The sequence below is a fragment of the Arthrobacter sp. SPG23 genome (assembly GCF_000876655.1).
Classification (GTDB): Bacteria; Actinomycetota; Actinomycetes; order Actinomycetales; family Micrococcaceae; genus Arthrobacter.
The window spans coordinates 178007-200042 of sequence record NZ_JYCN01000022.1 but is presented as its reverse complement, the minus strand read 5'-3'; the positions used below and the strand labels follow the sequence as shown (position 1 = coordinate 200042).

General features: G+C 67.9%; 17 protein-coding genes. 13 read left to right on the top strand and 4 right to left on the bottom strand.

What is annotated here, in order from left to right:
• Positions 1–20: 20 nt before the first annotated feature.
• The 6 genes from TV39_RS15065 (at position 21) to TV39_RS15040 (ending at position 10395) form a co-directional block, all read left to right on the top strand.
• Positions 21–1535 (top strand): NAD(P)H-hydrate epimerase, encoded by a 1515-nt coding sequence (locus tag TV39_RS15065; RefSeq protein ID WP_043482941.1) that lies wholly within the window; start codon positions 21–23, stop codon positions 1533–1535.
• Between the two features lie 91 nt (positions 1536–1626).
• Complete coding sequence (gene glgX / locus TV39_RS15060) at positions 1627–3882, top strand: glycogen debranching protein GlgX (protein WP_043482938.1); 2256 nt, start codon at positions 1627–1629, stop codon at positions 3880–3882.
• Positions 3879–6227 (top strand): malto-oligosyltrehalose synthase, encoded by a 2349-nt coding sequence (treY, locus tag TV39_RS15055; RefSeq protein WP_043482936.1) that lies wholly within the window; start codon positions 3879–3881, stop codon positions 6225–6227. The genes glgX and treY overlap by 4 nt, the downstream gene beginning before the upstream one ends.
• Positions 6224–7978 carry a malto-oligosyltrehalose trehalohydrolase gene (gene treZ / locus TV39_RS15050; RefSeq protein ID WP_043482935.1) on the top strand — a complete coding sequence of 585 codons (1755 nt, stop codon included), beginning with the start codon at positions 6224–6226 and terminating at the stop codon, positions 7976–7978. The genes treY and treZ overlap by 4 nt, the downstream gene beginning before the upstream one ends.
• 102 nt (positions 7979–8080) lie before the next feature.
• Complete coding sequence (mgrA, locus tag TV39_RS15045; protein ID WP_043482934.1) at positions 8081–9118, top strand: L-glyceraldehyde 3-phosphate reductase; 1038 nt, start codon at positions 8081–8083, stop codon at positions 9116–9118.
• A 191-nt stretch (positions 9119–9309) separates the two neighbouring features.
• Positions 9310–10395 (top strand): inositol-3-phosphate synthase, encoded by a 1086-nt coding sequence (locus TV39_RS15040; protein WP_043482932.1) that lies wholly within the window; start codon positions 9310–9312, stop codon positions 10393–10395.
• Between the two features lie 84 nt (positions 10396–10479).
• Here the strand turns inward: TV39_RS15040 and TV39_RS15035 are convergent, their stop codons facing one another.
• The 3 genes from TV39_RS15035 to mshA all read right to left on the bottom strand — a co-directional run bounded on the left by TV39_RS15035 (position 10480) and on the right by mshA (position 14552).
• On the bottom strand, positions 10480–11397 hold the full coding sequence (locus TV39_RS15035; RefSeq protein ID WP_043483204.1) for an endonuclease domain-containing protein: 918 nt from the start codon (positions 11395–11397) through the stop codon (positions 10480–10482).
• Between the two features lie 127 nt (positions 11398–11524).
• Positions 11525–13222 (bottom strand): formate--tetrahydrofolate ligase, encoded by a 1698-nt coding sequence (locus TV39_RS15030; protein ID WP_043482930.1) that lies wholly within the window; start codon positions 13220–13222, stop codon positions 11525–11527.
• Positions 13223–13277: 55 nt separating this feature from the next.
• Positions 13278–14552, bottom strand: coding sequence for a D-inositol-3-phosphate glycosyltransferase (gene mshA, locus TV39_RS15025; RefSeq protein WP_043482928.1), 1275 nt, complete (start codon positions 14550–14552; stop codon positions 13278–13280).
• Between the two features lie 133 nt (positions 14553–14685).
• Between mshA and TV39_RS15020 the strand changes: the two genes are divergently transcribed.
• On the top strand, positions 14686–15222 hold the full coding sequence (locus TV39_RS15020; RefSeq protein ID WP_082049779.1) for a GNAT family N-acetyltransferase: 537 nt from the start codon (positions 14686–14688) through the stop codon (positions 15220–15222).
• Between the two features lie 25 nt (positions 15223–15247).
• Here the strand turns inward: TV39_RS15020 and TV39_RS15015 are convergent, their stop codons facing one another.
• Complete coding sequence (locus TV39_RS15015; RefSeq protein ID WP_043482927.1) at positions 15248–16630, bottom strand: family 4 glycosyl hydrolase; 1383 nt, start codon at positions 16628–16630, stop codon at positions 15248–15250.
• 126 nt (positions 16631–16756) lie between these two features.
• Here TV39_RS15015 and TV39_RS15010 point away from each other — a divergent pair, with 126 nt between their 5' ends.
• The 6 genes from TV39_RS15010 to tsaD are packed head-to-tail and all read left to right on the top strand — an operon-like array spanning position 16757 to position 22032.
• Positions 16757–17848, top strand: coding sequence for a PfkB family carbohydrate kinase (locus tag TV39_RS15010; RefSeq protein ID WP_043482925.1), 1092 nt, complete (start codon positions 16757–16759; stop codon positions 17846–17848).
• Between the two features lie 42 nt (positions 17849–17890).
• The gene (gene alr / locus TV39_RS15005; RefSeq protein WP_043482923.1) at positions 17891–19126 is read left to right on the top strand and encodes an alanine racemase; all 1236 of its coding nucleotides are present in this window, start codon (positions 17891–17893) and stop codon (positions 19124–19126) included.
• Positions 19126–19689: a tRNA (adenosine(37)-N6)-threonylcarbamoyltransferase complex ATPase subunit type 1 TsaE gene (gene tsaE / locus TV39_RS15000; RefSeq protein ID WP_043482921.1), complete on the top strand. Its 564-nt coding sequence runs from the start codon at positions 19126–19128 to the stop codon at positions 19687–19689. Before alr ends, tsaE begins: the two co-directional genes overlap by 1 nt.
• The gene (gene tsaB / locus TV39_RS14995) at positions 19689–20360 is read left to right on the top strand and encodes a tRNA (adenosine(37)-N6)-threonylcarbamoyltransferase complex dimerization subunit type 1 TsaB (protein WP_043482919.1); all 672 of its coding nucleotides are present in this window, start codon (positions 19689–19691) and stop codon (positions 20358–20360) included. The genes tsaE and tsaB overlap by 1 nt, the downstream gene beginning before the upstream one ends.
• Positions 20361–20365: 5 nt before the next feature.
• The gene (gene rimI, locus TV39_RS14990; RefSeq protein WP_043483198.1) at positions 20366–20911 is read left to right on the top strand and encodes a ribosomal protein S18-alanine N-acetyltransferase; all 546 of its coding nucleotides are present in this window, start codon (positions 20366–20368) and stop codon (positions 20909–20911) included.
• The gene (tsaD, locus tag TV39_RS14985; RefSeq protein WP_043482917.1) at positions 20908–22032 is read left to right on the top strand and encodes a tRNA (adenosine(37)-N6)-threonylcarbamoyltransferase complex transferase subunit TsaD; all 1125 of its coding nucleotides are present in this window, start codon (positions 20908–20910) and stop codon (positions 22030–22032) included. The genes rimI and tsaD overlap by 4 nt, the downstream gene beginning before the upstream one ends.
• The last annotated feature ends 4 nt before the right edge of the window (positions 22033–22036 follow it).

The following is a 22036-nucleotide window of genomic DNA, read 5'->3' as shown; positions in this document are numbered from 1 at the left end:
GCACCGATTGGACTGAACCTATGATCAGCGCCTACACCGGCACCCAGATTCGTGAGGCCGAAAAGCCCCTTCTCCGTGCAGGTGCGGGCGCTGTTCTGATGCAGCGCGCAGCCTACGGCCTGGCCAACGCCGTGGTCCGGGAACTCACGGCGCGCGGGCTCCGCCCCTACGGTGCCAGCGTTTCCGTGCTGGTCGGCAAGGGCAACAACGGGGGAGACGGGCTCTTCGCCGCCGCCTTCCTGGCCGCCCGCGGAATGCGTACGACGGCGGTGCTCACCGCAGGCGAGGCCCACCCGGACGGCTTGGCCGCCTTTGAGCGGGCTGGCGGCCGCGCCCTGATCCTCACCGACCACAACGCGGGTGACCTGGCAGCGGCGGCAGCCGGCGCCGACGTCGTGATCGACGCGGTGCTGGGGACCGGCGCCCAAGGCGGGCTCCGCGGCGCAGCGGCCTCCCTCATCGGGAAACTGCGGACCGGGGAACACGGGTTCGTGGTGGCCTGCGACAACCCCAGCGGCGTGAACGCGGACACCGGTGAGGCCTATGACCCGGTTCTTCCGGCCGACCTCACCGTGACGTTCGGCGGAGCGAAGGCCGGACTGCTCGCTGATCCCGGCGCCGACTATGCCGGGCGGGTGGTGGTCATCCCCATCGGCATCGAGGCCGAACTGCCGTTGCCGGTGCTGCGGCGCCTGGAATCCGCCGACCTTTCCCGGCTGCTGCCCCCGCCGGGCCGCCGCTCCCACAAATACACCCGCGGCGTTCTGGGCGTCGTTGCGGGCTCGCAGCAGTACCCGGGGGCTGCCGTCCTCGCCTGCCGCGGCGCCCTCGCGGCCGGAGCCGGAATGGTCCGGTACCTTGGCCCGCCCGAACCGACCCGGCTGGTCCGGCAGGCATGCCCGGAAGTGGTGTGCGGACCGGACAACGTGGCTGACGCGCACGTCCAGGCCTGGCTGGTCGGTTCGGGTATCGCCGATGGCGACGACGAGCAGCTGCAGCGGGTGCGCGACGCCGTCGAGTCGGGACTGCCCGTAGCCGCCGACGCCGGTGCGCTGCCCGCCCTCCCTGACGCCCTGCCTCCGCACGTGGTGCTGACGCCGCACGGCGGCGAACTGGCGCGCATCCTGCAGCGCTACGGAATCGACCTCGGACGGCAGGGCGTGGACGGCGCCACGCTGGACGCCGTGCGCCAGGCCGCTGAACGCACCGGAGCCACAGTGCTGCTCAAGGGCGCCACCACCCTGGTGGCCGCGCCCTACGGCCCGGTTTTCAGCCAGGCTGAAGCTACGCCCTGGATGGCCACCGCCGGCAGCGGCGACGTGCTGGCCGGAGTGCTCGGCTCCCTGCTGGCCCAGCATGCTGACGACGAGGAACGGTTTGACGCCTGCGGGATCTCCGCGGACCAGCGCTGGGCAGCCCTCGGCGCCGTGGCGGCAAGCCTGCACGGCCGTGCAGGCACACTGGCCTCGGGCGGCGGCCCTGTGACCGCCGGTATTATCGCCCAGTCCCTGCCCGAGGTGATGCGCACTTTGTAATCATTCCGCGCAAACTGCGGGGAAAACAATTACTAAACCTACTTACTAGTAGTCTGTCTAGAGATTAATCCGTAACGCACGAGGAGTACACATGGAAGTCTGGCCCGGATCGGCATACCCGCTGGGAGCCACCTTTAACGGAACTGGCACGAACTTTGCGCTGTTCAGCGAAAGGGCTGAAAAGGTGGAACTGTGCCTCTTCGACGATAAGGGCGCGGAGACCCGGATCGAGCTCCTCGAAGTCGACGGCTACGTGTGGCACTGCTACCTGCCCCACATCCAGCCCGGCCAGAAATACGGCTACCGGGTCCACGGACCCTACGATCCCGCATCCGGAAACCGGTTCAACGCGAACAAGCTCCTGCTGGACCCCTACGCGAAAGCCGTGCACGGCCAGATCGACTGGGACCCCGCGCTGTTCTCCTACAACATGGGCGATCCCGATTCCCGTAATGACGCGGATTCCGCCCCGCACATGATGATGGGCGTGGTGATCAACCCGTTCTTCGACTGGGACGGCGACCACAACCCCAGGATTCCGTACCACAAGTCCGTGATCTACGAGGCCCACGTCAAGGGCCTCACCCAGCTGCACCCCGAAGTTCCGGAGGACCAGCGCGGCACCTACGCCGGCGTGGCTCACCCCTCCGTCATCTCCCACCTGCAGAAGCTGGGCGTCACGGCCATCGAACTGATGCCGGTGCACCAGTTCGTCAACGACGGCATCCTGGAAGACAAGGGCCTCAACAACTACTGGGGCTACAACACCATCGGCTTTTTCGCCCCGCACAACACCTACAGCTCCACCGGTGACACCGGCCAGCAGGTCCAGGACTTCAAGGCCATGGTCCGTTCACTGCACCAGGCCGGCATCGAAGTGATCCTCGACGTCGTGTACAACCACACCGCCGAAGGCAACCACCTGGGCCCCACGCTGTCCTTCAAGGGCATCGACAACCCCGCCTACTACCGGCTCATGGACGGCGACGAGAAGCACTACATGGACTACACGGGCACGGGCAACTCGCTCAACGTCCGGCACCCCCACTCCCTGCAGCTCCTGATGGATTCGCTGCGCTACTGGGTGACGGAGATGCACGTGGACGGCTTCCGGTTCGACCTCGCCTCCACCCTGGCCCGCGAATTCTACGACGTGGACAAGCTGTCCACCTTCTTCGAACTCATCCAGCAGGACCCGGTAGTGTCCCAGGTCAAGCTGATCGCCGAGCCGTGGGACGTGGGCCCCGGCGGCTACCAGGTGGGCAACTTCCCGCCGCAGTGGACGGAATGGAACGGAAAATACCGCGACACCGTGCGCGACTTCTGGCGCGGAGAACCGGCCACCCTGGGCGAATTCGCCTCCAGGATCACCGGCTCCGCCGACCTCTACGAGCACTCCGGCCGCCGTCCGGTCGCCTCGATCAACTTCGTCACCGCGCATGACGGCTTCACCCTGGCAGACCTGGTGTCTTACAACGAGAAGCACAACGAGGCCAACGGCGAGGACAACAACGACGGCGAATCCCACAACCGCTCGTGGAACTGCGGCGCTGAGGGCCCCACCGACGACCCCAAGGTCCTGGGCCTCCGTGCCCGGCAGCAGCGCAACTTCATCGCCTCGCTGCTGCTCTCGCAGGGCGTGCCCATGCTGCTTCACGGCGACGAGATGGGCCGCACGCAGCAGGGCAACAACAACGGCTACTGCCAGGATTCCGAGCTGACCTGGATCAACTGGGACAACGTGGACCAGCCCCTGGTGGAATTCACCGCGGCCGTCAACGCCCTCAGGCACAAGCACCCCACGTTCCGCCGGAGCCGCTTCTTTGACGGCAGGCCGGTCCTGCGCGGCGAAGGCGAACGGCTTCCGGACATCGAATGGCTGGACGTGGACGGCTCCACCATGAAGCCCGAAGACTGGGACAGCGGCTTCGGCCGCTCGGTGGGCATGTTCCTCAACGGCGACGGCATCCGTGGCCGCGACGAGCGCGGCCGCCGCATCACCGACGTCAACTTTGTGCTCTACTTCAACGCGCATGACGACGAAGTGAAGTTCACCCTGCCGTCCGACGAGTATGCTCCCGCCTGGGACATCATCATCGACACCGCAGGGCACAACGCCGACACCGAACCCGTGGAAGCCGGCGGTGTCCTGGCCGTCGACGCCAAGTCCCTCGTGGTGCTCCGCGCCCACAGTGTTCCGGAGACCGAGCCGGACCACTCGGTGGCAGCATCCCTCGCGGCGCTGACGCAGACCGCCACCAGCGAGACGGCGGCGCTGACCTCACCGGCCATCGCCGAGCCCGCCCAGGCTACGAGGGCAAGGTCGAAGGGCAAGGCGGATTCATGAGGACGCCGGTCTCCACGTACCGTCTGCAGATCCGCCCGTCCTTCACGCTGCAGGACGCCGCCGCCGAGGTCCCCTACCTGAAGTCGCTGGGCGTGGACTGGATCTACCTGTCCCCGATCCTGACGGCGGAAAAGGGGTCGGACCACGGCTACGATGTCACGGACCCCTCCACGGTGGACCCGGACCGCGGCGGCCCCGAGGGCCTCGAAGCGGTGTCCCGCGCGGCCCGCGCCGCCGGCATGGGCGTCCTCGTGGACATTGTGCCCAACCATGTCGGCGTGGCGTCGCCGTACCAGAATCCCTGGTGGTGGTCGTTGCTGAAGGAAGGCCGGAAGTCCCCTTACGCAGAAGCGTTCGACGTCGACTGGGACTTCGGCGGCGGACGCGTCCGGCTGCCCGTGCTGGGGAGCGACGACGACCTGGACAAGCTGGAAATCCGCGACGGCGAACTCCGCTATTACGACCACCGGTTCCCGCTGGCCGAAGGAAGCTTCACCGAGGGGGATGACCCCCGTGACGTCCACGCCCGCCAGAACTACGAACTGGTGGGCTGGCGCCGCGCGGACACGGACCTCAACTACCGCCGCTTCTTCGCCGTGAATACGCTGGCGGGCGTCCGGGTGGAAGTCCCCCGGGTGTTCGACGAAGCCCATGCCGAAGTGGTCCGCTGGTTCCGCGAGGGGCTGGCGGACGGGCTCCGGATCGACCACCCGGACGGGCTGGCCGACCCGGAGGGCTACCTCCGGCGGCTCCGCGAAGTGACCGGCGGCAGCTACCTGCTGATCGAGAAGATCCTGGAGCCGGGGGAGGAGCTGCCCGCTTCCTTCGATTGCGAAGGGACCACCGGCTACGACGCGCTGGCGGACGTGGACCGCCTCTTCGTCGACGCCTCGGCGCAGAAAGCCCTGGACCAGCTCGACGGCAGGCTCCGCGGCGGAGAACCCGCAGACTATGAGGAAATGATCCGCGGAACCAAACGCCGGATCACCGACGGCATCCTGCACTCCGAGGTCCTCAGGCTGGCGCGGCTTGTTCCGGCCGGGACGGACCTCGACGGGGCCGGGGTGGACGGCGGCCACGCCGCTGACGCGATCTCCGAGATCATTGCCTCCTTCCCCGTGTACCGGACCTACCTCCCGTATGGCGAGGACGTCCTCAAGGAAGCCTGCGGCCTCGCGGCCCGGAACCGCCCGGACCTCGCTGCGGCCATTGAAGTGCTGCAGCCGCTGCTGCTGGATTCCGGCTCGGCGCTGGCACAGCGGTTCCAGCAGACCTCCGGCATGGTGATGGCCAAGGGCGTGGAGGACACTGCTTTCTTCCGCTATACCCGGCTGGGCACCCTGACGGAGGTGGGCGCCGATCCCACCGAGTTCGCCCTCGACCCGGCCGAGTTCCACCGGCGGATGGCGCGGCGGGAAGCCAACCTGCCGTTGTCCATGACCACGCTGAGCACGCATGACACCAAGCGCAGCGAGGACACCCGCGCCCGGATCTCCGTGATTTCGGAGTTCGTGGCGGAATGGGACAAGGTCCTGGCCAAACTGCAGGAACTTGCACCGCTGCCCGACGGTCCGCTGGCAAGCCTTCTGTGGCAGGCCATCGCCGGCGCATGGCCTGCCTCCCGGGAGCGGCTCCAGCAGTACGCCACCAAGGCCGCCCGCGAGGCCGGAAATTCGACCGACTGGCTGGACCCCAACGAAGCGTTCGAACAGAAGCTGGCTGCCGCCGTCGACTCCGCGTTCGACGACCCGGAGGTCCGTGCGGAACTGGAGGCCTTCGTGGCGCTCCTGGAACCGTACGGCGCGGCAAACGCGCTGTCCGCCAAACTGGTGCAGCTGACCATGCCGGGCGTTCCGGATGTGTACCAGGGCACCGAGTTCTGGGACCGTTCGCTGACGGATCCGGACAACCGCCGTGCTGTGGACTTTGCCGCGCGGCGGAACGCGCTGGGTGAACTCGACTCCGGCGTGCGTCCGGCGTCGTACCAGGATGACGCCGCCAAGCTGCTGGTGACCTCGCGGGCGCTCAGGCTCCGGCGTGACCGGCCCGAGCTCTTCACCGGCTACACGGTGATCCCTTCCACGGGCCCGGCGGCGGCGCACCTGGTGGCGTTCAGCAGGGGGGCCGGCGAGTCTGCTGGAGCCCTCACGCTGGCCACCAGGCTGCCGCGCCGGCTGGAGCAGTCCGGCGGCTGGCAGGACACCACGGTGGCGCTGCCGGCGGCCATGACAGATGAGCTCACCGGTAGCAGCTTCGGGCCCGGGCCGGTGTCCGTTGCGGACATCCTGGCCAGCTACCCCGTTGCCCTGCTGGTACCCACGAATGGATTGGAGAACCACGCATGATGCCCGCCGCACGCGGAAGCGGACGCTTCGACATCTGGGCTCCGGACGTCACAGCCATCACTTTGCTGGCAGACGGCGTTGAATACCCCATGAGCCAACGCGGTGAGGGCTGGTGGACGGCGCCCGGTGCCCCGGCGGAGGGGGAGGTCTACTACGGCTACCTGCCCGGCAGCGACACCACCCCGTTGCCGGATCCCCGGTCCCGCCGCCAGCCGGAGGGGGTCCACTCCCTGTCCCGCACCTTTGATCCCTCCGCCCATGAGTGGGCGGACGGAAACTGGGCGGGCAGGGAGCTGCAGGGCGCCGTCATCTATGAACTGCACATCGGCACCTTCACTCCCGAGGGCACCCTGGAAGCCGCCGCCGGAAAGCTGAGCTACCTCAAGGACCTCGGCGTCGACTTCGTGGAACTCCTGCCCGTCAACGGCTTCAACGGCACCCACAACTGGGGCTACGACGGAGTGCTCTGGTACACCGTCCATGAGGGCTACGGCGGCCCCGCAGCCTACCAGCGCTTCGTGGACGCAGCCCACGGCGCAGGCCTGGGCGTCATCCAGGACGTGGTGTACAACCACCTCGGTCCCAGCGGGAACTATCTGCCGCGGTTTGGGCCCTACCTGAAGTCCGGCGAAGGGAACACCTGGGGCGACTCGGTCAACCTGGACGGGCACGGATCCGACGAGGTCCGCCGCTACATCCTGGACAACGCGACCATGTGGCTGCGGGACTACCACGTCGACGGCCTGCGGATCGACGCAGTGCATGCCTTCAAGGACGAGCGCGCGGTCCATCTCCTGGAGGAGTTCGGCGCCCTGGGCGACACCGTGGCCGCGGAAACAGGCCGGCCGATCACGATGATCGCTGAGTCGGACCTCAACAACCCCCGCCTGCTGTACCCCCGCGACGTCAACGGGTACGGGCTGGAGGGCCAGTGGAGCGACGACTTCCACCACGCCGTCCACGTGAACATCAGCGGCGAGACGGAGGGCTACTACAGCGACTTCGATTCGCTGGGCGCCCTGGCCAAGGTCCTGCGCGACGGCTTCTTCCACGACGGCAGCTACTCCAGCTTCCGCGGCCGGCACCATGGACGGCCCATCAACACCGGGCTGGTGCACCCCGCCGCCCTGGTGGTGTGCAGCCAGAACCATGACCAGATCGGCAACCGGGCCACCGGCGACAGGCTCTCCCAGTCGCTGGCCTACGGGCAGCTGGCCCTGGCTGCTGTCCTCACGCTGACGTCCCCGTTCACGCCCATGCTCTTCATGGGGGAGGAATACGGCGCCACCACGCCGTGGCAGTTCTTCACCTCCCACCCCGAGCCGGAGCTGGGCAAGGCGACGGCGGAAGGGCGCATCAAGGAGTTCGAGCGCATGGGGTGGGATCCCGCCGTCGTGCCCGATCCCCAGGACCCCGAGACCTTCAGCCGTTCGAAACTGAACTGGGCCGAAGCCGCCGAGGGTAACCACGCGCGGCTCCTGGACCTCTACCGGGCCCTCACGGCGCTCCGCCGATCCACCCCGGAACTCGCCGGCCTCGGGTTCACGGACACTGCGGTGGAATACAGCGAAGAGGACAGGTGGCTGCGGTTCCGGCGCGGAGACGTGCACGTGGCACTGAACTTCTCCGAACAGGCGGTCAAGCTCGAGGACGCCGCCGGCACGCTGCTGCTCTCCACCGACGAGGCCACAGTGCCCGACGGCGGTTCGCTGATGCTGGCTCCTTGGAGTGCTGCCATTCTGAAGGCTTAACTTCAGCCTCTGTCCTTACGCCGCGGGCTGTTTGTGTCAGCCCGCGGCGTAACACCGGATTTGTTGGCTGTTGTGTGCATCACAGCTGGCAGGATTGCAGGCATGACTTATTCTGCAGCGGACAACCGCTATGAATCCATGCCCTACCGCCGCGTCGGACGCAGCGGGCTCAAACTTCCGGCCATCTCACTTGGCCTCTGGCACAACTTCGGCGATGACAAGCGCTTCGAAGAGCAGCGCGCCATCCTTCGCCGCGCCTTCGATCTCGGCGTCAACCACTTTGACCTGGCCAACAACTACGGCCCGCCGGACGGATCCGCGGAAACCAATTTCGGCCGCCACCTGCAGGACGATTTCAAGCCGTACCGCGACGAACTGGTCATCTCCACCAAGGCCGGCTACTACATGTGGCCCGGTCCGTACGGCGAGTGGGGCTCCCGCAAATACCTGATCTCCAGCCTGGACCAGTCGCTGCAGCGCATGGGCCTGGACTACGTGGACATCTTCTACAGCCACCGCCCCGATCCGGAAACGCCCATGGAGGAGACCATGGGGGCGCTGGACTACGCCGTGCGCTCCGGCAAAGCCCTGTACGCGGGCATTTCCTCCTACACGCCCGAACAGACGCTCGAGGCCGCCCGGATCCTGAAAGACCTCGGCACCCCGCTGCTCATCCACCAGCCCAGCTACTCCATGCTGAACCGCTGGACCGAGGACGGTGCGCCCAACCTCTATGAGGCACTGGACCAGGTGGGCGCAGGTTCCATTGCGTTCTCCCCGCTCGCCCAGGGCATGCTGACGGACCGCTACCTGAACGGGGTTCCGGCCGATTCACGCGCCGCCAAGGAACGGTTCCTGTCCGAGTCGGCGCTCACCGAGGACAAGCTGGACCGGGTCCGCGGGCTCAACAAGATCGCCGGCGGCCGCGGGCAGTCGCTCGCGCAGATGGCCATCGCCTGGATCCTCCGCGACCAGCCCAAGGGTTCGCCCGTAACATCCGCGCTGGTCGGGGCGTCCAGCGTGAAGCAGCTGGAGGACACGTTGTCCGCCGTCAACAACCTGGCGTTCTCGCAGGAGGAGCTGAAAGCGATCGACGAGTTCGCCGTCGAATCCGACATCAACCTCTGGGCCCAGAAGTAGCCTGCGCGTAAAGGTGGCCGCCGCGTAACAGAGCGGCGTAATAGAGCCGCCGGGGCCAACCGGGAACAACTCCGGCCCCGGCGGCGTTGGCTACAATGCAAGGGCGCCCAATGGCGCCGTGCCCATCAGCCGCCGTCGCACATCAGAGTGCAGCCGCGCGGGGCAGTGAAGTTTGTTCTCAAAGGAGTTCCGTGTCTTCAAATCCGATTCGTGTCGCCATCGTCGGTGTGGGTAACTGCGCCGCTTCCCTGGTCCAGGGTGTCCACTACTACCGGGATGCCAACCCCAAGGCCACGATCCCCGGTCTGATGCACGTGGAGTTCGGTAAGTACCACGTCAACGATGTTCACTTCGTTGCAGCCTTCGATGTTGACGGCAAGAAGGTCGGCGTTGACCTGGCCGACGCCATCCTGGCCAGCGAAAACAACACCATCAAGATCTCCGACGTTCCGCCCACCGGTGTGACCGTCCAGCGCGGCCCCACCCTGGACGGCCTCGGGAAGTACTACCTCGAGACCATCGAGCAGTCCCCGGAAGAGCCGGTCGATGTTGTCCAGGCCCTGAAGGACGCCAAGGTTGACGTCATGGTCTGCTACCTGCCCGTTGGCTCGCAGGAAGCCGCCGAATTCTACGCACAGGCCGCAATCGACGCCGGAGTCGCGTTCGTCAACGCCCTGCCGGTGTTCATCGCCGGGACCAAGGAGTGGGCGGACAAGTTCACCGCCGCCGGTGTCCCGATCGTGGGCGACGACATCAAGAGCCAGATCGGTGCCACCATCACGCACCGCGTCATGGCCAAGCTCTTCGAAGACCGCGGCGTCACGCTGGACCGCACCTACCAGCTCAACGTCGGCGGCAACATGGACTTCAAGAACATGCTGGAGCGCGACCGCCTGGAATCCAAGAAGATCTCCAAGACCCAGGCCGTCACCTCCAACGTCGAAGCCGAACTGGCCGCCAAGGACGTGCACATCGGCCCGTCCGACTACGTTCAGTGGCTGGACGACCGCAAGTGGGCCTTCGTCCGCCTCGAAGGACGCAACTTCGGCGACGCCCCGGTTTCTTTGGAGTACAAGCTCGAAGTGTGGGACTCGCCCAACTCCGCCGGCGTGATCATCGACGCCATCCGTGCCGCCAAGATCGGCCTGGACCGCGGCATCGGCGGCCCGCTGCTCTCCGCCTCGAGCTACTTCATGAAGTCCCCGCCGGAGCAGTTCAACGACGACCTCGCCCGTGAAAAGGTTGAGGCCTTCATCCGCGGAGACCTGGAGCGCTAAGCGACTCCTTAACCCCGGTTGCCCTATCACTTACGGTGCTCAAACCCTTGTTTTGACCGCCCTAACTGATAGGGCAACCGGTGGTCAACGCCCCTGGAGCGCGAGCCGAACCTTGCACGCCGCCCTTCGGAAATCGTCTGCGAGATCGTTCGCGTTGAACTTGAAATACCGCCAGCCCGCCGAGTTGAACGCTTCGTCTCGGCGATTGTCGCGGGTCTGCTGTTCGCGCGAGAGGTGGTGGCCGCCGTCGTACTGAATTGCCACCCGCTGTTTGCGATAGCCGAGGTCGGCGGCGGGTGAATATGGATCCTGCGGGATTATCTGCACCTGCAACTCCGGCTCCGGCAGGCCGATGGCGGTCAATGCCAGTCGCAGAAGCGTCTCAGGCGCGGAGTCGGCCCCCGGTCGAATCAGTTCCGCAGCCTTGCGCGCCTTCACGATGCCTTTGAGCTTCGGGTGACGCGCCATCATTGCGTGCAATTGCGGAAGCGTTGCCCACGGCTCCCTTCGGCCCTCGAGCTCCGGGCGCGGCCGTCTGACCAGCTGATCACCCACGGCCACGAGGTCTTCAAGGGGCAGCGGCCTGGCAAGGTCAAGCCAGGTTCGTGCGGGAGTTGAGATGCGGATGCCGTCCATCACCATCACTTCGTCCTCAAAAGCCAGGACTGTATGCCCGACCACGCCCGCGCGCCGCACCGGCGGAAGCGCTTTCGGTTTACTCAAATGCAGTTCGCGGCAGCCGCGGTACCAGGGTGGTAGCCATAGTCCAAGCAGCGTTGCGGCCGTCAAATGGGATATCCACGCGCCCGGAGTCGCCGCCGAGAGCGCCCGTGCCAGGCCGCGCAGTTCAAATTCCCAGCCGGTTGGCAGGTAGAGCAGTCGCCCCGCCGTTGCGAGGTCGGATGAACGGAGCCGGGCGGCGCTGAGGCTGGCGGCCCGCGCTTCGTGGACCGTGAACGGGGCGGCGGACAAGTGGGCCGGGAGTGGCGCGGGAGGTCGCATGCGCCCCATTGTTGCCCGAATCCCCGGGGGCCGCAGAAGTTATCCACACCTCCCGTTTCGCTTTCACTCTCAGTCCCCAACAGGCCGGAATGGCAGCCACAAGTGATAGCTCAACGGAAGAGAGCGTCTAGAAGAGGCCGACTGGCTTGCCGGTGTCGTCCACGTCCATCCGCAGGGCTGCCGGGACCTTGGGCAGGCCCGGCATCGTCATCACCGCTCCGGTCAGCGCCACGATGAAGCCGGCGCCGGTCTTGGGGATGAGGTCCCGTACGTGGACCGTGAAGCCTTTCGGCGCACCCAGGCGGGTGGCGTCATCGCTGAAGGAATACTGCGTCTTGGCCATGCACACGGGCATGCCTGCCCAGCCGTTCTTCTCGATTTCGGCAAGGCGCTTGAGCGCGGGAACGGAGAAGTCCACGCCGTCGGCCCCGTACATTTCCTGCACGATGGTGCGGATCTTGTCCTCCACAGACAACTCCAGCGGATACAGGTGCCGGAAGCGGTGCGGTGCCTCGAGCGCTGCGAGCACTTTGGCCGCGAGATCGTCACCCCCGTCCCCGCCGCCGCCCCTGCCCCATACGTCGGCCACGGCCGCCTGCACCCCTTCGCCGGCGCACCATTCCAGCAGCCAGTCCAGCTCTTCCTGAGTATCCGTGGCGAATTTGTTGACCGCCACCACGGGAGTGATCCCGAACTTTTCCACATTGAGGATGTGCCGCCTGAGGTTGGCGGTTCCGGATGCCAGCGCCTCCACGCTGGGTTCCTTCAGCCGGTCCTTGGCCACGCCGCCGTGCATCTTCAGCGCCCGCACCGTGGCCACCAGTACGACGGCGGACGGCGCCACGTCTGCCACCCTCGCCTTGATGTCCATGAACTTTTCGGCCCCCAGATCGGCGCCGAAGCCGGCCTCGGTGACCACGATGTCCGCGAGCCGGCGGGCGGTCTGGGTGGCGATCAGCGAGTTGCAGCCGTGCGCGATGTTGGCAAACGGGCCGCCGTGCACCAGGGCTGGGGTGCCGGCGATGGTCTGCACGAGGTTGGGCTTGATCGCATCCCTGAGCAGCATGGTCAGTGCGCCCTGGACGCCGAGGTCCGCCACCGTGACGGGTTCGCGGTCATAGGTGTAGCCGAAGGTGATGCGGCCCAGCCGGGCGCGCAGATCGGCTATGTCCGTGGCCAGGCAGAACACGGCCATGATCTCCGAGGCCACCGTGATGTCGAAGCCGTCCTGCCGGGGGACGCCCTGGGCAGGTCCGCCGAGGCCGATCACCACTTCGCGGAGCGAGCGGTCGTTCATGTCCAGGACCCGCTTGAACGTCATCCTGCGGGGATCGATGTTGAGTTCGTTGCCCTGGAAAATATGGTTGTCCACCAGGGCCATGAGTGCGTTGTTCGCCGAGGTGATGGCGTGGAAGTCGCCGGTGAAGTGCAGGTTGATTTCCTCCATGGGCAGCACCTGGGAGTAGCCCCCTCCGGTGGCCCCGCCTTTCATGCCCAGGACGGGGCCCAGGGACGGCTCGCGCAGCGCAATCATCACCTTCCGGCCCGCCCGGGCCAGGGAATCCGCCAGGCCCACCGTGGTAGTGGACTTCCCCTCGCCCGCCGGAGTGGGGGACATCGCCGAGACGAGCACCACCTTGCCCGGCGGGCGGTCCGGTGCCCCTTCCGCAGCCACAAGCTTCGCCGGATCGATCTTGGCCTTGTACCGGCCATAGAGTTCCAGGGCGTCGGCGTTGATGCCTGCCGCGGCGGCGATGTCGCCGATGGGCCGCATGGTGGCGCGCTGGGCGATTTCCAGGTCACTCATGACGTTGTTGTCAGACATCGTTGTCCTTCAGTTCGTGGCTTCAGGGAAAACCGGTCGGGGGTCCCGCCCGGCGCTACCCGGCTTGAGGCGTGTGGCCCACCGGAATTCTGTGACTGTCAATGTACTGGTCGACGGCGGCATGGTAGCTTTCCAGCGTGATCGCGGCGGTCCGCTGCCAGCCGAAGCCCTGGGCGTGCAGGGCCGCAGCCCTCCCCATGTCCCCGCGGGTGGCGGGGTCGTCGTAGAGCGCCTCCAGGACGTCGGCCCAGTCTGCGGCCTTGTGGCCGTCCACCAGCAGCCCGGTCCTGCCCTCGAAAATGGCCCGGGACAGTCCGCCCACCCTGGTTGCCACCACGGGTGTGCCGCATGCCTGGGCTTCCAGCGCCACCAGGCCGAAGGATTCGCTGTAGGACGGCATCACCACGACGTCGGCGGAGCGGAACCAGCCGGCCAGCGCCGGGGCGTTCACCGGCGGATGGTGCGTGACGACGTCGTCCATTCCGGCCGCGCTGATCAGCGACTTCAGGTCGAAGTCCTTGGCCCCGCTCAGGGCGCCCAGGATGGTCACCTGGAGGTCGATGTCCGGGCGGCGCGAGCGGAGCAGGGCAGCCGCTTTGACGAGGACCTGCGGGCCCTTGAGCCGTTGGATCCGTCCGGCGAACAGCAGGTGGAACTTGCCGGCGGGCACTCCGAGCTGTGCCCGCGAGCGGGTCCGGAACGCCGGCGTGAACACCGTCAGGTCCACACCCGGGGGAGCCACGTCGATGTGGTCGAAGTCGGCGTCGTAGTGCGACACGAGTTCCGCGGCTTCGGCCGGGGTGTTTGCGATCAGCCGGGTGGCGCCGTCGACGATCCGGTGTTCGCCGTCCTCGCGCCGCCGGGGTTCGGGTTTCTCACCGGACTGCAGCAGGAGGTTCTTGACCTTGGCCATGGTGTGCATGGTGTGCACCAGCGGCACGCCCCACAGCCGCGAAAGCTCCAGCCCGGCCACGCCGGAGACCCAGTAGTGCGAATGGATGAGGTCGTACCGGCCGTGCGGCTGGCGCTGCCGGATGCGCTCAATTTCCGCCACCATGCTGTGCAGCAGCTCCGGAAGCTCCTCTTTGGGCAGCTTCCGCGGCGGTCCGGAGATCACGTTGTGGACGCACACGCCGGGATCCGGGTGTTCGACGGCGGGCTGCCCCGACGACGTGGACCGGGTGAAGATTTCCACCTCGACGCCGCTGGCGGCCAGTGCCGAGGCCAGCGCCCGCACGTACACGTTCATGCCGCCGGCGTCGCCGGAACCGGGCTGTTCCATGGGCGAGGTGTGCAGGGAAAGGAACGCGACACGGCGGATCAGAGTCACGGCTCTCCCTTCGGCTGGCGGTACTGCATCCGATAAAACACTACTCCTGAAGTGCCCCGGCCTTCACAGTGTCCCGATCACCGTCCCGAACAGTGTCCCGAGCACCGGGAGCCCTCCTGCTAACGTGGCGGCTGTGAGCGCAACCGCAGACGCAACCGCAGATTCAAACAGGCACCCTTCCGGCGTCGACATCCGCCCCGCCACGGCAGCCGACTGGCCCGGTATGTGGGCCATCCTGGAACCGGTCATCCGGGCCGGCGACACCTTCACCTGGGACCGCGGCACCACGGAGGACGAGGCCCGGAACCGCTGGTTCAAGGACGCCCCCGGCCAGGCATTCGTGGCCGTGCAGGACGGGGCGGTGCTGGGGACCGGAGAGCTGCACGCCAACCAGGGCGGGGGAGGGAACCATGTGGCCAATGCCGGCTACATGGTCCACCCGGACCACGCCGGCAAAGGGCTGGCCAAGGCGCTCTGCGCCTACTCGCTGGACGCGGCCCGGGCGGCAGGCTTCCGTGCCATGCAGTTCAACGCCGTGGTGGAGAGCAACGTCCGGGCGGTGGCAGCCTGGCAGGCCATGGGCTTCGAGGTGCTGGCCACCATCCCGGAAGCCTTCAACCATCCGACGCTGGGCTATGTGGGCCTGAAGGTGATGTACCGCAAGCTGTAGCGGCCGGCATCAGTACCCGTTGGAGTCAGGCCCCGCCGCGCCACAGCAGCCCCAGCGCCGGAAACGCCGCTTCATAGCCAGCCAGCAGGTTGCCGGCCAGCTCCTCGGAACCAATTAGCGGGTGGAGCGCGAACGCCCGAAGAGCGTCCCCGCGCCGTCCGTTCACCGCCGCGGAAACCGTGAGCCGTTCCACCTCCTTGACCCGCTGCATGAGGGCAAGTTGAGCGTCTCCCGGCCGCTCCTGCGGCAGCGGCACCGCGCCGTCGGGCGTCACCACGCAGGGAACCTCGACGACGGCGTCCGCCGGCAGCCCGGGAACCGCACCTGCGTTTGGGGTGTTGAGGATGAGCTCCGTGCCCCCGGATCCCGCGTCCCCGGCAGCCGTAGCCCCTGCCAGGGCCCGCATCACGCCAAGGGCAACGCGTTCGTAGCCGCCGCCGGCGAGGTCTTCCTCGTCCCGCTGTTCGCCGCCGGCGCGTGCCTCGGCCAGGTAGCCCTCCTCGCGGGAACGGCGGGCTGCGTCCCACAGATCGTAGGCGCGGGGCCCGGCCGCGGCCAGCGCCGGGTACAGCCCGGACTGCTGGTCGTGGATCGATTCGCCGCGTGTCTGCCGCATCGCGCGGATGGCGCCGACGGCCCGTTCGGTGTCGTAGTAGTAATAGAGGTACTCGTTGGGCAGGCAGCCCAGTGCCTGGAGGAACGGCTGCGGGAAGAGCCGTCCCTCCTCGAAGCCGGACAGGGCCTGTGCGTCCGCCAGCAGTCCGGGCAGCAGGTCCTTGCCACCCGACTCCAGCCGGTACAGCCAGCCCAGGTGGTTGAGCCCGTAGTAGCCCACGCCGTCGAGCCTTCCCTCAGGCAGGGCGGCGCCGGCCGCCCGGGCCGCCCGGTGGACCAGGCCGCCCGCAGAATCGCAGATTCCGATCACCCTCTTTCCCAGCACGGGCACCAGTGCCTCGGTGACTATTCCGGCCGGGTTAGTGAAGTTGACCAGCCACGCCTCAGGGCACCGCTGCTTCATTTCGCGGGCCAACGCCAGCATCCCGGGGACGGATCTCAGGGCGTAGGAGAGCCCGCCGGCGCCGGTGGTCTCCTGGCCCAGCAGGCCCAGACCGAGGGCCACGCGTTCGTCGGCGGTGCGGCCCGCTGTTCCGCCGGGGCGGATGGCAGCGAACACCATGTCGGTGCCGTCGAGCCCGTCGGGCAGGGAAGTGGTGGTGCTGACGGCAGGGCCGCGTTCACCACCGGAAGGAGCCATCGATGCCAGGACGGCCTTGATGGCATCCAGCCGCAGGGGATCGACGTCGTAGAGCACAAGCTCGTGCACCAGCCCCGCGAAGGGGCCGGAGGTGAGCGCCCGGAACACGAGCGGGACACGGAACCCGCCGCCACCGGCAATCATGAGCCGCATACCTCGCAGTCTATTCTGCTGCGGCGGGCCACTCACGGGGACCCGCGCCGAGCCCGCGCCGAGCACCTGGCGCGCCCCGCGGCGGGGCCCTTTGCAGGGGTGGCGCGAGGGCGTAGTCTGCCGAACATGGACGCGATACCAGAGCGCCGGTTCGATCCGCTCTCCGCCGTCCGCACTCCCGCGGACGGGAGCTTCGACCTGCTCCTGACGGGGACGGTTTTCCAGGACATCATCTTCACCGGGCTGCCCCACGCGCCGGAGCCGGGCACGGAGATCTGGAGCGAGGGAATGGGCAGCTGCCCGGGCGGGGTGGCCAACCAGGCCATTGCCGCCGCGCGCCTGGGACTGCGGACCGGGCTGGCGGCCGCCTTCGGCGACGACGGCTACGGCGACTACAACTGGAAGATCCTGGCCGCCCAGGAGCATGTGGACCTGTCCCTCTCCAAGCGGGTCCCCGGCTGGCACTCGCCCGTGACTGTGTCGCTCAGCGTGCAGCATGACCGCTCCATGGTGACCCACGGCCATCCGGCGCCGGTCACCTCATCGGAACTGATCGGCACGCCGCCGGCCGCGCTCGCCGCCGTCGCCGACCTGGACGAGGAACTGGCCCCGTGGGCCGTTGCCGCCCACAGCGCCGGAGTCAAACTTTTCGGCGACGTCGGCTGGGACGCCACCGGCAAGTGGTCTTCCACCAGGCTGGACAACCTCGAGTACTTCCACGCGTTTATGCCCAACCAGCGCGAGGCCATGGCCTTCACCGGCAGGGACACCCCGTGGGCGGCGCTGTATGCGCTCGCCGACCGGGTTCCGGTGGCCGTGGTGACCCTGGGGCCGCAGGGTGCCATGGCCGTGGACTCCGAAACGGGCGAGGAGGAGTGGGTTCCATCGCTGCCGGTCTCGGCCTTTGACCCCACCGGGGCCGGGGACTGCTTTGGTGCCGCCTTCATTGTGGGCAGCCTGGCGCGCTGGCCGCTGGCCGACCGGCTCCGGTTCGCCAACCTGTGCGCGTCCCTGGCGGTCCAGGAAGTGGGCGGTTCCCTCGCAGCACCAGGCTGGGGCGACATCGCCGACTGGTGGAAGCGGGCCAACGCCAGGCCGGAACGGCAAAGCAGCCAGTGGCTCCGGCGCTTCAGCTTCCTGGAGGAAATCGTGCGGCATGTGCCTCCGCAGGCGCTTCGCCGGGCCACGGCAACCATCGCCCATCTCTCCGACGCCTAGCCGAATTAAGCCGCCCGCCGCGCCGCCACTAGAATCACTAGGGTGACTTACCCAGCAGCAACCGGTGACTTCCGGCCCGTCCCGGACGCAACGTCCGGCCCCGCCAGCGAACGTTCAGCCAGCGAACGTTCAGCAGTGATCGACCTGGACGCGATCCGGCACAACGTGCGCCACTTGGCCGCCGTCGCCTCGCCGGCGCAGGTCATGGCCGTGGTGAAGGCGGACGCCTACGGGCACGGCGCCGTTCCCGTGGCCCGGGCCGCGCTCGACGCCGGGGCACGCTGGCTCGGTGTCGCCCACATTTCTGAGGCGCTTGCGCTGCGTGCTGCGGGCATCGAGGCGCCCCTGCTCGCCTGGCTTCACACGCCGGACAGCAACTTCGGTGCCGCCGTCGCCGCCGGGATCGACATCGGCTGCTCCGGCTGGGAGCTGGAGAAGATTGTCCTGGCGGCCCGGGAGCAGGAACGCCCCGCGCGCATCCACCTGAAAGTGGACACCGGCCTGGGCCGGAACGGTGCAACGCTGGAGGCGTGGGACAGCCTGGTGGGCGAGGCGATGGAATACCAGGACGAAGGCCTGCTCCGGGTGGTGGGCATCTTCTCCCACCTTGCCGTGGCGGATGAACCGCACCGTCCGGAAACGGACCAGCAGCTGCAGGCCTTCCGCGAAATCCTGGCCATCGCCGAGGACGCCGGGGTGGATCCGGAGGTGCGGCACCTGGCCAACACCCCCGCAACGCTCTCCCGCCCGGACACGCACTTCGACCTGGTCCGCGTGGGCCTGGGCATCTACGGACTCTCCCCGTTCGAAGGCCAGTCGCCGGCCGAGCTGGGACTCCGCCCGGCCATGACCGTCCGAACCAAGGTGTCGCACTGCAAGGACGTCCCTGCCGGCCAGGGCGTTTCCTACGGACTCAACTACCGCACCGGCAGTGCCAGCACGCTAGGACTGATCCCGCTCGGATACGCCGACGGTGTGCCCCGGGTGGCCACGGGCGGCCCGGTGCAGGTGGAGGGCCGTAACTACCCGGTAGTGGGCAGGATCGCCATGGACCAGATGGTGATCGACCTCGGACCCCGCCACGTGGCGTCCGGCGGGGCCAGCGTGCTCGGTGCCGAGGCGGTCCTCTTCGGCGACGGCGCCGACGGCGGCCCGACGGCGGACGACTGGGCCCGCGCGGCGGGCACCATCAACTACGAAATCGTGACACGGATCAGCCCGCGTGTCCCTCGGCGCTACGTCAACGAAAGCCACGCGGACGGGGCGGGTGAAGCATGATGGGTGATCCGCAGTGGGAGCTGTCCCTGAGCGTGCAAAGCGCGGAGGAAACCCATGCCCTCGGGGCGGCACTCGGCGCCGTCCTTGACGCGGGCGACCTCGTCATCCTGACCGGAGAGCTCGGCGCCGGCAAGACAACCTTCACCCAGGGACTCGGCGAGGGGCTGGGCGTGCGGGCAGGCATCATTTCCCCCACGTTCGTCCTGGTCCGCATCCATCCCAACCTTCCGGACGGCCCGCGTCCCGGCGGCCCCGACCTGGTGCACGTGGATGCCTACCGGCTGGACAGCCCGGCGGAAATCGATGACATCGACCTCGAAAACACCATGGACAGCACCGTCACCGTAGTGGAGTGGGGCCGCGGACGGGTGGAACACCTCAGTGACAGCCTGCTCGACGTCGAACTGCACCGGCCGCTGCGGTCCTCACCCGCCGCGGCCGACGGCGTGCTGGACTTCGATACGGACGACGACGACGAACCCCGCACCATTCTGATCCGAGGCTTCGGCCCGCGCTGGGCTGAGCAGCCCCTGCGGCCTGCCGCCCTGGAAGGGAACTCCTGATGCTCATTCTTGCCATCGACACCTCAGCCGTGGCCAGTGCGGCGCTGGTTTCCGACGATGCGCCGGAAGGAGTCCTGGCGAGTTTCTCCACCGAGGACACCCGCAGCCACGCCGAAGTGCTGGCCCCGGGCATCGACGCGCTCCTCGCCGATGCAGGGGTGACGGGCGCGGACATCGATGCGGTGGTGACCGGCGTGGGCCCGGGGCCGTTCACCGGACTGCGCTCCGGGATCGCCACAGCGCGGACCCTCTCGTATGTGTGGGGCAAACCCCTGTACGGCATGATGAGCCTGGACGCCATGGCGCTGGAAGTGGCCGAATCGACCGCCGCCGTGCCGGAATTCCTGGTGGCAACGGACGCCCGGCGCAAAGAGGTCTATTGGGCCCGCTACTCACTCACTGACGGCCAGCTGCCACGGCTGGTTGACGGGCCGCACGTGGGGTTCGCGGCCGACCTTCCGGACCTCCCGGCCTACGGTGCCGGCGCAGGCATCTACGAGGACGTCCTCCGCGCCAACCCCGACTTCAGCGCTGAACAGCCCGATGCCCTCTACCTGGGCCAGTTCGCCCTGGCCAGGCTGGCCGCGGGGGAGCCGCTGCTGGACTCCACCCCGCTGTACCTCCGCGAGTCCGATGCACAGGTTCCCGGGCCCAGAAAGCGTGCGCTGTGACCGGGATGGCGGCCGGTTCCGGACCGGCCGGGGTGACGCTGCGCAGCATGAACGGGACGGACATCCCCGCCGTGCACACCCTCGAATGCAGGCTGTTCCCGGTGGACGCCTGGCCGCTGCAGATGTTCCATGACGAACTGGCGCAGGCACAGACCCGCCATTACCTGGTGGCCGAGGCCGCCGGTGAGATCGTGGGCTATGCCGGGCTGATGTGCATCGAACCGATCGCGGATGTCCAGACCATCGCCGTGGTGCCTGAGTGCGAAGGCAGGGGGATCGGTTCGGCCCTGCTGGCCGAGCTCATCGCTGAAAGCCGCCGGCGCCACGCGGCGGACGTACTGCTGGAAGTCCGGGCGGACAACCCCCGGGCACAGGACCTCTACCGCCGCTTCGGCTTCGAGCAGATCCACATCCGGCCAAGGTACTACCGGGACGGCGTTGACGCCCTGATCATGCGGCTCCAGCTCCAGGACGCCAGCCCGACACCCGTTCCCGCGGCCCCTGACGCGACCCCAGACCACTTGCCGGCCACGGAGGCAGACACACCATGAACCGAACACAGCCCCTTGTCCTGGGCATCGAGTCCTCCTGCGACGAAACGGGCGTGGGAATCGTGCGCGGAACAGCCCTCCTCTGCAACACCGTGTCCTCCTCCATGGAGGAGCACGTCCGTTTCGGCGGGGTCATCCCCGAAATCGCATCCCGTGCCCACCTGGACGCTTTTGTGCCCACCCTCCAGGAAGCCCTCACGGAGGCGGGGGTCAAGCTGGAGGACGTGGACGCGATCGCCGTCACCTCCGGTCCGGGACTGGCCGGCGCGCTGATGGTGGGCGTGTGCGCCGCCAAAGCGCTCGCAGTGGCCACGGGGAAGCCGCTGTACGCCATCAACCACCTGGTGGCCCACGTCGGCGTCGGGCTGCTGCAAACGGACGACGGCGCCCTGCCGCCTTTTGCCGGCGGCTTGCCGGAGAACGCGGTGCCGGAGAACGCCCTGCCTGGGAATCTGGGCGCCCTGCTGGTTTCCGGGGGCCACACAGAAATCCTCCGGATCAGGAACATCACCGACGACGTTGAGCTGCTGGGCTCCACCATCGACGACGCCGCCGGCGAAGCCTACGACAAAGTGGCACGGCTCCTGGGGCTCGGCTATCCGGGCGGGCCGGCCATCGACAAACTTGCCCGCACCGGCAATGCGAAAGCCATTAGATTCCCGCGCGGCCTGACGCAGCCCAAGTACATGGGCACCGCGGACGAACCCGGCCCGCACCGCTATGACTGGTCCTTCAGCGGGTTGAAGACCGCCGTCGCCCGTTGCGTGGAGCAGTTTGAAGCCCGCGGCGAAGACGTGCCGGTCGCGGACATCGCGGCCGCCTTCCAGGAGGCCGTGGTGGACGTCATCACGTCCAAGGCGGTGCTCGCCTGCCGGGAAAACGGCATCACCGAGCTCCTGCTGGGCGGCGGGGTTGCCGCTAACTCGCGGCTGCGCCAGCTCACCGAACAGCGGTGCCGGGCGGCCGGGATCCGGCTGACCGTTCCGCCGCTTGGGCTGTGCACGGACAACGGTGCCATGGTGGCCGCCCTCGGCGCGCAGCTGGTCATGGCCGGCATCGAGCCGAGCGGCATCAGCTTTGCCCCGGATTCGTCCATGCCGGTCACCACGGTTTCGGCGTAGCCCG

What these genes read in the sequence shown, in the direction of transcription:
- TV39_RS15065 (WP_043482941.1), top strand. Translation starts at nt 21, where the DNA reads ATGATCAGCGCCTACACCGGCACCCAGATTCGTGAGGCCGAAAAGCCC.
- glgX (WP_043482938.1), top strand. Translation starts at nt 1,627, where the DNA reads ATGGAAGTCTGGCCCGGATCGGCATACCCGCTGGGAGCCACCTTTAAC.
- treY (WP_043482936.1), top strand. Translation starts at nt 3,879, where the DNA reads ATGAGGACGCCGGTCTCCACGTACCGTCTGCAGATCCGCCCGTCCTTC.
- treZ (WP_043482935.1), top strand. Translation starts at nt 6,224, where the DNA reads ATGATGCCCGCCGCACGCGGAAGCGGACGCTTCGACATCTGGGCTCCG.
- mgrA (WP_043482934.1), top strand. Translation starts at nt 8,081, where the DNA reads ATGACTTATTCTGCAGCGGACAACCGCTATGAATCCATGCCCTACCGC.
- TV39_RS15035 (WP_043483204.1), bottom strand. Translation starts at nt 11,397, where the DNA reads ATGCGACCTCCCGCGCCACTCCCGGCCCACTTGTCCGCCGCCCCGTTC.
- TV39_RS15030 (WP_043482930.1), bottom strand. Translation starts at nt 13,222, where the DNA reads ATGTCTGACAACAACGTCATGAGTGACCTGGAAATCGCCCAGCGCGCC.
- TV39_RS15015 (WP_043482927.1), bottom strand. Translation starts at nt 16,630, where the DNA reads ATGCGGCTCATGATTGCCGGTGGCGGCGGGTTCCGTGTCCCGCTCGTG.
- TV39_RS15010 (WP_043482925.1), top strand. Translation starts at nt 16,757, where the DNA reads ATGGACGCGATACCAGAGCGCCGGTTCGATCCGCTCTCCGCCGTCCGC.
- tsaE (WP_043482921.1), top strand. Translation starts at nt 19,126, where the DNA reads ATGGGTGATCCGCAGTGGGAGCTGTCCCTGAGCGTGCAAAGCGCGGAG.
- tsaB (WP_043482919.1), top strand. Translation starts at nt 19,689, where the DNA reads ATGCTCATTCTTGCCATCGACACCTCAGCCGTGGCCAGTGCGGCGCTG.
- rimI (WP_043483198.1), top strand. Translation starts at nt 20,366, where the DNA reads ATGGCGGCCGGTTCCGGACCGGCCGGGGTGACGCTGCGCAGCATGAAC.
- tsaD (WP_043482917.1), top strand. Translation starts at nt 20,908, where the DNA reads ATGAACCGAACACAGCCCCTTGTCCTGGGCATCGAGTCCTCCTGCGAC.